9 protein-coding genes are annotated in these 8528 nt (G+C 70.0%); 7 read left to right on the top strand and 2 right to left on the bottom strand.

What is annotated here, in order from left to right; translation table 11 throughout:
* Positions 1-132: 132 nt before the first annotated feature.
* The 7 genes from ACFXN1_RS46115 to ACFXN1_RS46085 all read left to right on the top strand — a co-directional run bounded on the left by ACFXN1_RS46115 (position 133) and on the right by ACFXN1_RS46085 (position 6803).
* The gene (locus tag ACFXN1_RS46115) at positions 133-1599 is read left to right on the top strand and encodes a UDP-glucose dehydrogenase family protein (RefSeq protein ID WP_379437873.1); all 1467 of its coding nucleotides are present in this window, start codon (positions 133-135) and stop codon (positions 1597-1599) included.
* 399 nt (positions 1600-1998) lie between these two features.
* On the top strand, positions 1999-2940 hold the full coding sequence (locus ACFXN1_RS46110) for a DUF4129 domain-containing protein (protein ID WP_379437874.1): 942 nt from the start codon (positions 1999-2001) through the stop codon (positions 2938-2940).
* Between the two features lie 49 nt (positions 2941-2989).
* Positions 2990-3493 (top strand): hypothetical protein, encoded by a 504-nt coding sequence (locus ACFXN1_RS46105; protein WP_379398201.1) that lies wholly within the window; start codon positions 2990-2992, stop codon positions 3491-3493.
* 20 nt (positions 3494-3513) lie between these two features.
* Positions 3514-4476, top strand: coding sequence for an AAA family ATPase (locus ACFXN1_RS46100; RefSeq protein WP_379398199.1), 963 nt, complete (start codon positions 3514-3516; stop codon positions 4474-4476).
* Between the two features lie 7 nt (positions 4477-4483).
* On the top strand, positions 4484-5758 hold the full coding sequence (locus ACFXN1_RS46095; protein WP_379383207.1) for a DUF58 domain-containing protein: 1275 nt from the start codon (positions 4484-4486) through the stop codon (positions 5756-5758).
* On the top strand, positions 5755-6210 hold the full coding sequence (locus tag ACFXN1_RS46090) for a hypothetical protein (protein ID WP_379437876.1): 456 nt from the start codon (positions 5755-5757) through the stop codon (positions 6208-6210). Before ACFXN1_RS46095 ends, ACFXN1_RS46090 begins: the two co-directional genes overlap by 4 nt.
* A 47-nt stretch (positions 6211-6257) precedes the next feature.
* Positions 6258-6803 carry an RNA 2'-phosphotransferase gene (locus ACFXN1_RS46085; protein ID WP_379437878.1) on the top strand — a complete coding sequence of 182 codons (546 nt, stop codon included), beginning with the start codon at positions 6258-6260 and terminating at the stop codon, positions 6801-6803.
* A gap of 21 nt (positions 6804-6824) precedes the next feature.
* On the opposite strand, the gene ACFXN1_RS46080 is transcribed toward ACFXN1_RS46085, so the two are convergent.
* Together ACFXN1_RS46080 and ACFXN1_RS46075 are read right to left on the bottom strand one after the other, a co-directional pair.
* Positions 6825-7172 (bottom strand): hypothetical protein, encoded by a 348-nt coding sequence (locus tag ACFXN1_RS46080; protein ID WP_379437880.1) that lies wholly within the window; start codon positions 7170-7172, stop codon positions 6825-6827.
* 429 nt (positions 7173-7601) lie between these two features.
* Positions 7602-8462 carry a MaoC/PaaZ C-terminal domain-containing protein gene (locus ACFXN1_RS46075; protein WP_364606357.1) on the bottom strand — a complete coding sequence of 287 codons (861 nt, stop codon included), beginning with the start codon at positions 8460-8462 and terminating at the stop codon, positions 7602-7604.
* Positions 8463-8528 lie beyond the last annotated feature (66 nt).

Genomic DNA, 8528 nt, shown 5'->3' with positions numbered 1-8528 from the left:
GTCCTGGACGGCCGTCAACGATCTGCTCATCCGTCACTACCGCGAGGTGATCGCGGAACGCCTGCAGGCGGATTCGACTCTGCAGGCCGATTCCACGCGGGGCGAGTTCCCGGCCACCAAGGAGGCATCCTGATGCTCCGCATCTCCGTTATCGGCACCGGATACCTGGGCGCCACCCATGCCGCGGGCATGGCCGAACTCGGCTTCGACGTGCTCGGGGTGGACAACAACCCGGCCAAGGCCGCGGCGCTGTCCGCCGGGCGGGTGCCCTTCCACGAGCCCGGACTGCCGGAACTGCTGGCCGGGCACGTGTCGGGCGGGCGGCTGCGCTTCGGCACCTCGCTCGTCGAGGCCGCTGAGTTCGCCGACGTCCACTTCCTCTGTGTCGGAACGCCGCCCGGGGTGAACGGGGCCGCCGACCTGTCGCAGCTCTACACCGCGCTGGACGGGCTGGTGCCGCACCTGACCCGCAACTGCCTGATCGTCGGCAAGTCCACGGTGCCGGTAGGCACCGCCGAGGCGCTCACCGCGCGCATCGCCGAGCTTGCGCCGGAAGGGATTTCGGTCGATCTGGCCTGGAACCCGGAGTTCCTGCGCGAGGGGCACGCGGTCTACGACACGCTGCACCCGAACCGGCTGGTCTTCGGTGTCACCACGCCGGACGCGGAGTGGGCGCTGCGACAGGTGTACGCCACGCCCATTGCCGCGGGCTCGCCGGTGGTGATCACCAACCTGCCGACCGCCGAGCTGATCAAGGTCTCCGCGAATGCCTTTCTGGCGACCAAGATCTCGTTCATCAATGCCATGGCGGAGCTGTGCGACCTCACCGGCGCGGACGTGACCCTGCTGGCCGATGCGCTGGGCCACGACGACCGGATCGGCCGCAAGTTCCTGGGCGCGGGCCTCGGCTACGGCGGCGGCTGCCTGCCGAAGGACGTGCGCGCCCTGATCGCTCGCGCCACCGAGCTCGGTGCGGGGGAGTCGGTCGACTTCCTGCGCGACATCGACGCGGTCAACCTGCGTCGCCGCGAGCGCGTGGTGCGGGAGACCCTGGAGCTGCTGGGCGGTCACCACCCGCGCGGCCGGGTCGGGGTGCTGGGTGCGGCGTTCAAGCCGCTCTCCGACGACGTCCGCGATTCACCCGCCCTCGATGTCGCGCAGCAGCTGCACGCGGCCGGCGTCGAGGTGACCGTATTCGACCCCGCCGCAACGGGTCCGGCGCGTGCCGTCGCCCCGCAGCTGGTGTTCGCCGCCACCCCGGCGGCCGCCCTGCACGAGGCGGATGTGGTCCTGCACCTGACCGAGTGGCGCGAATTCCGGGAACTGGATCCGGGTTTCCTGCGCACGGTCGCCCGCGGCCGGGTCATCATCGACGCCCGCAATACCCTCGACCCCGAGCCCTGGCTGGCGGCGGGCTGGGACTTCCGCGCCCTCGGCCGCCTGGTCGAGCCGCGCACCGTGGCCGGCCGCGTCGGCGCGCCCGCCGGCACCGTCTATCCGGCACCGGCTGTCCGGGAGCCGATCGCCGAACCGGCCAGCGCTCTGGCTCAGCCCTCGCCACTGACCCGCCTGCGCGCCCGCGTCCGCCGCACCGCCTGATCGCTACGGTCCCAGACCGTCGACCCTCAGCCCGGCACGCGGTCTCCCCGCGTCGCCGGGCTGCTGCGCCACGGCGTGCGGCCCGGTGCCTTCCGGCCTCGAATGCGCCGAGCGGCTCTCCTGCCTCGCGAGACCGGCCTGCCTCCCTCGCTGCCGTGCGATCTTGATCTGCGCTCCGGGTCGCCCGGATCGTGCACGGATGGTGATAAGTGGGGTTGCGGCGGCAGGGTCGGCCTCGACCGGGATGACCTGGGTTTTCGGGTCTGGCACGGGATGCCGCGCAGGTGGGGGATTTATGCGCGGCGGGTATGTGACTCCAGCTTCACGATTTTGGTCCTGACGGACCGCTCGGCATGTAACTATGTGCCTGATTCCGCTGGACTCTGGTTAGGAGTATTCGTGACTGGGGTGGGGACGGTGGCAGCACGCGCGATCGCATTGATCGGGCTCGTGATGCTGGCTGTCGTCGCACTGCGCGGGTACATTCCGGGAACCGGAGGACCCGCCGCGCCACATCCGTCGTCGGCGGTGTCACTGGCCTTGATGCCGGTGCTGCTGCTGGTCTCGATGGTGATTCTGGTGGCGGGTGTGATCAACAGCCAGCATCGCCTCCCGCTCGCCATGCCCGAACCCGACCGCGAGTCCGCGGTGCGCGTGCCGGGCCTGCGCCGGCTCGGGCTCCTGCTGCTGGTCGGGATCGCGGCCATCGCGCTGATCGTGACCGCGGTGCTGTCGGTGTACCTGGTGACGCCGGCGCGGCAGACCCAGGTGGGGACGCCGCCGAGCGTGTCCGCCACCGGGCCCGCCCCGCAGCCACAGGAGACCGTGGCACCGCCGGAGGAGGCGGTCCCCGAGCCCACGCTCACCGGCACCGCGTTGCTGCTGGTCGGCATCACCGCCGGCGTGCTGGTGCTGATCGCCATGACCGGCCTGGTCGTGGTGGCGGTGGGCTCGAACCGCCGGCCCTCGCTGGAGCACACGCCCCTGCCACAGCCCACGGCCACCGAGGCGGTCTCACTGGCCAAGGTCGCCGAGATGGGCCTGGCGGCCATGATCGCGCCGGGGCAGGACCCGCGCACCGCCATCATCGCCTGCTACGTCGCCATGGAACGCGGTCTGGCGACGGCGCGGGAGGTCGCCCCGCTGGCCTCCGACACCCCGTCCGAGGTGCTGGCGCGAGCCTTCGACCGCGGCTTCCTGCACGACGCGTCGGCGCGGGAACTGGTGGCCCTGTTCGAGGAGGCGCGGTTCAGCCCGCACTCCATGCTGGAGTGGCAGCGGATGCGCGCCGAGCAGCTGCTGCGCATCGTGCTGGCCGATCTACAGGGGCAGGCGGCATGAAAGACGGTGTGGCAGTGCGGATCCCGAGGGGCCGAACGGGGGTCCGGCCATGAATCGGAGTGCGATCGTGGTGGGTGCGGTGGCGCTGGCCCTGCTGTTCGAACTGCTCGCTCTCGGCGATCAGCGTGAGCATCTGGTCGCCCTCACCGCCGTTCCGGTGGCTGCGGCGCTGGGACTGCTGGTGTGGTCGCTGGTGGAGCGGTCGCGCCGGCTCGCCCCGCCCGAACCGGACGACAACGACATCGACAACGGTCCCGTCGAGATGCTGCACCGCTGGCAGGCGCGCGCCCAGATGCTGGCGGACCGCTCCGAGGGCTCGCGCGCGGAGTGGGATCGGCACCTGCGGCCGCTGCTGGCCAAGGAATTCGAACTGACCAGCGGGCACCGGATGGCCAAGAACCGGCGGGCGCTGGAAGTGGCGGGACAGCTGCAGTTCGGGCCCGAGCTGTGGCGCTGGGTGGACCCGGCGAACTCGGCGCTGCGCGATCAGGTCAATCGGGCCCCCGGCCGCGAGGCCCTGGACGAAATCCTGCGCCGACTGCAGAACATGTGAGATGAGATGCGAGACATGCGATGACATCACCGATGGACGTGACCATCAAGCGCACCGACGCGGTGCTGCGTGAAGTATCCCGGGTCGTGGTCGGCAAACGGGACGAACTGCAGCTGATCATGATCGCGGTGCTGTCCGGGGGCCACATCCTGATCGAGGACCTGCCCGGACTGGGCAAGACCCTCATCGCGCGCTCCTTCGCGACCGCGCTCGGGCTGAACTTCACCCGCGTGCAGTTCACCCCGGACCTGTTGCCCGCCGACCTCATCGGGTCGACGATCTACGACATGCATTCGGGCCGTTTCAGTTTCCGGCGCGGCCCGGTCTTCACCAATATGCTGCTGGCCGACGAGGTCAACCGCACCCCGCCCAAGACCCAGGCCGCCCTGCTGGAGGCCATGGCCGAGGGGCAGGTCTCCATCGACGGCGAAACCTTCCCGCTGCCACAGCCTTTCGTCGTCTTCGCCACCGACAACCCGATCGAGTACGAGGGCACCTACCCGCTGCCCGAGGCCCAGCTCGACCGCTTCGCCATGCAGCTGCGGCTGGGCTACCTGTCGGAGACCGACGAGATGAACATGATCCGCCGCCGCCTGGAACGCGGCTCGCAGCCCGCCCAGATCGGGCAGGTGGCGGATGCCGACGGCCTGCTGGAGATGCGGCAGTCGGTGGAATTCGTGACGGTGCACCCGGATGTGGTGGGCTACGTCGTCTCCCTCGCCTCGGCCACCCGCGGGCATCCGCAGGTGGAGGTCGGCGCGAGCCCCCGCGCCGAACTCGACCTGGTGCAGATGGCCCGCGCCCGGGCCCTGCTGCACGGCCGCGACTACGTGGTCCCCGAGGACGTGAAGGCGCTCGCCGTGCCGGCGATGGCCCATCGCATCACGCTGCGCCCCGAGATGTGGGTCCGCCGCATCCGCGGCGAGGACGTGATCTCCGAACTGCTGCGCCGCCTGCCGGTCCCACGCGCCACCCAGGCCTGAGGCGCGTATGAAGCATCGCGACACGAGTACGGCGGTCGAGGCCGAATTGCGCTGGCGGCCCGCACCGTTGGTGTTCATGCTCGCCGCGGTGTCCGTGCCCGCCCTGGTGCTGGCGCTGGTACTGGGCAAGTGGCAGCTGGTGGTGTTCGCCGCGCCCATGCTCGGGGTGCTGGCCACCGCGCCGCTGCAGCAGTCCCGCACCCGCATCCAGGTGGACGGGGCGGGGGTGCTGCGCTGCTTCGAGACCGAAGAGGTGGTGCTGACCGCCGCGGCGTTCGTGGAACGCGGGCACGCGCTGCTGCGGCTGCATCCGGAACCCTTGCAGAGCATGGAGATCCATGTCGAGGAGACGGTGGACTCCGGGACCGCGCCCGCCGGGCTCCGGCTGGCGCTGTCGGCCCCGCGCTGGGGCCGATATCCGGTGCCGATGCGGGTGACCGCGCTGAGCCCGGCCGGGCTGGCGGTGGCCTCGGTGCGCTTGCGTGCGGGCGAGGTGTACGTCTATCCGATCACCGATCCGCAGCGGATGCGCCTGCCGCGCACCGAACTTCCCGAACGGATGGGCACCCATCTCACCCGGCGGGCCGGGCCGGGCGTGGAGTACGCGGATATCCGCGCGTACACGCCGGGGGATCAGCTGCGCACCGTGAACTGGCCGGTGAGTGCGCGGCGCGGGCAGCTGTTCGTGACCGAGCGCTTCACCAACCGGGCCGCGGATGTGGTTGTGCTGGTGGACACGTCGATGCAGGCGCCCGGGCCCGCGTCGGACTCACTGGAGCTGTCGGTGCGCGGCGCCGCCCAGGTGGCCCAGTCCGCGCTTCAGGCGGGCGACCGCACGGCGGTCGTGTGCCTGGGCCGCACTCCACGCTGGCTGCGACCGGATATCGGCCGCCGCCAGTTCTATCGCATCGTGGATGCCGTGCTGGATGTCGGTGACGAGCACATCCTCACCGAGGGCACGCTGGCGCCGCACGCCGCGGTGCCCATCGGGGCGGTCATCGTCGCCTTCTCCACGCTGCTCGACACCCAATTCGCCCTGGCCCTCATCGATCTGCGCAAGCGCGGCCACGTCGTGGTGGTGGTCGACGTGCTGCGCGGAACGCCGTTCGGCGATGGCCTGGACTCCACCCTCGCACGCATGTGGCAGCTGGAACGCACCTCCATGTACCGCGATATGGGCACCGTCGGCGTCGACATCGTGCCCTGGCCCGAGGACACCCGCCTCGATCAGGTCATGCGCCTGCTGCCCGAACACCGCCGCACCGTGAGGGTTCGCCGATGACCAGGTTCCTCGCCGTGCTGTCCGGGCTGCTGCTGGCGGGCGCGGTGGCCATCGTCCTGCCGTGGGCCGCGATAGCGGTGATCATCCTGGCGGTGGCCGGCTGGCGCTGGCGGGTGTGCGCGGTGCTGGCCGTGCTCGCGGCCATGGCGGCGCTGGCCTGGGTCGGGACCGGGGCGCTGGTGGCGGGCGGCATCGGGCTGGTCGCGACCACCTACCTGCTGAACACGGCGACCGTGTCGGCTCCGGTGGGCGTGGTGCCGACGACGATTCCGTCGGTGGCGGGCGCACTGGTGTTCACGGTGGCGGCGGGGGCCGCGACCGTGCTGCCCACCGGACTCACCTGGGTGCCGATCCTGGCGCCGTTCACCGTGATCGCATTGTACGCCATGCTGGTTCGCGGACTGACGGACGACCGGACCGTCGGCCGAGCCGAGAACACGCCCGGCGGCTGAGCCGAAAATCGCTTCGAATCCGGCTGTGGGGCTGGTTCACTCGCGCCATGGACGAACAACAGATGATCAAGGCCTCGAAACGGTTGTCGAGGCACCTACGGCACGCCCCCGAGGCCATCGGCATCGCGCTGGACCCGGCCGGGTGGGTGGACGTCGCCACGCTGCTGTCGGCGCTGGGCCGGCACGGGCGGGCGCTCTCGCGTCCCGAACTGGACGAGGTGGTGGCGCGGAACAACAAGCGCCGCTTCGAATTCGATGCGACGGGGACCCGGATCCGCGCGAGTCAGGGGCACAGTGTCGACGTTGACCTGGAGTATCGGGCGACCGTACCGCCCGCGGCTCTCTACCACGGCACCGTTGCCGCGGCCCTGCCCGGAATTCGCGCCGAGGGGCTGAAGCCCATGCGCCGCCACGACGTTCACCTGTCGGCGGATACCGAGACCGCCGTCAAGGTCGGGGCACGACGTGGCAGACCCGTGGTACTGACCGTGGCTGCCGGCGCGATGCACCGCGACGGGCACGAATTCCGGGTCAGCACCAATGGGGTCTGGCTGGTGGCCGCCGTCCCGCCCGGATACCTGTCCGGACTCTGAGCGGGGCGACCGCCGCGGCGACTACTGGAGGGCGGGGGGCATGCGGGTCGGCTTGATGCGGCCGGCGTCGATGAGCGCCCGGAATGCCGCGGCTTTGCGCGCGCACTCAGCAACCGGGCAGCGGCGGTGCTGCTGCATGGTGCGATGGGCTTCCTGGACGCCCAGCGGGTGATCCGGAGCGAGGTGCGACCAGGCGGATGTGTCGGGAGTTGCCAGCGCTGATACGCTGCGTTCCTTGTTGATTCGATCGCGGATGCGTTCTACGGAGAGCCGGTCCGGATCGTGATGGGGGTGGTGCAGGCTCATGATGGTGACAGCCATGATCACGAGCGTTGCGAGAGTGGCCGTGAACACTTGCCAGGCGGCCATTTGTTCACCTTCTCCATGTCTATCGGTAGTAGTCAGCTAGATATTCAGTTGGTTAGCTAGATATTCACCGTATGCCTGAAGACGTTACGCCTCCAGCGCGTCTTGGGTCAGGTTCAATCGAATTTCGGCCGCTTTGAGCAACTCGGCTGTCGCCGATCCCGCTGTCGCGCTGAAGGTTTGCGGCCATCTTGATATCCGGTATGCGGCTTATGGCCGGATTGCCGTGTCACCCACCGGGTCTCGACTCCTCACCGACTGCCCCACCCTCACCCGCGAGGACCTGGTAGCCGCCCTCCGGTACGCCTACCGCCCCAGCTCCAGAGCCTGGACTCCGAACACCCACTGCCCAACAAGATCAGGGAGCTCCCACCGAGGAAATCTGTCCGATTTCCGCAGTGAGAGCTCCCTGATCTTGAAGCTCTGTTCGGGTTACGAGTGGGTGAGGACCACGTCCGCGAGGACGGGGGCGTCGTCGCGCTCGACGACGGTGACCGCGATGACGAGTTCGCCGTCCTGCTGCCAGATTCGGGAGCGCAGGGTCTCACCGGGGTACATGACGCCGGCGAAGCGGGCGCGGAAACCCTTGACGCGGGACACATCCGAGGCGAGGACCGTGTCGGTCGCGGTCTTCAGGACCAGGCCGTAGGTGCACAGGCCGTGCAGGATCGGGTTGGGGAAGCCGGCATTGCGGGCGAATTCGGGGTCCGAGTGCAGCGGGTTGCGGTCGCCGCACATGCGGTAGAGCAGCGCCTGCTGCGGGAGGGTGGGGGTGAGGACCTCGAAATCCGGTGCCCGGTCCGGAAGTTCGGTCTTCGCGCTGGGGCCGCGGTCGCCGCCGAAGCCGCCCTCGCCCTTGGCGAAGATGGAGGAGCGCGACGTCCACAGGGGTTCGCCGTCGGAGCCGACGGCGGTGTCCTCGCGCCAGATGACGGCATTGGAGCCCTTGTCCCAGATCTCGCTGATGCGGCCGGAGATGCTGCCCTTGCCGGAGGCCGGGATCGGGCGGTGCACGATGATCTCCTGGCTGCCGTGCACGACCTTCGCCAGATCGATGTCGATGCCGTCGAACTTCACCTTCGGCGGCTCGGTCTCGTGGAAGGACGGCGCGACGGTCGCGAACGACGGCAGCACCTGCGGCTCGCGATCGTCGACGTAGCGCAGCTCGGCGGCGTCGGTCCAGCGGTTGCCCGCGCCGAGCGCCAGGTTGTAGGTCTGCACATCACTGGCGGACCAGCTGAATTCGCGCGCGGGGATCTGCGCGCCGAGCGCGACACTCAAATCGATGGGCATGAAAGGTTCTCCTCGTCACTCGCGTCCGATGGTCCGGCGCGGCTCGCCTCCCCGCAAGCCGCCGCC

Origin of the sequence: Nocardia sp. NPDC059154 (genome assembly GCF_042755705.1) — a bacterium.
Taxonomy (GTDB): Bacteria; Actinomycetota; Actinomycetes; order Mycobacteriales; family Mycobacteriaceae; genus Nocardia.
This window is presented reverse-complemented; position numbering and strand designations above follow the sequence as displayed.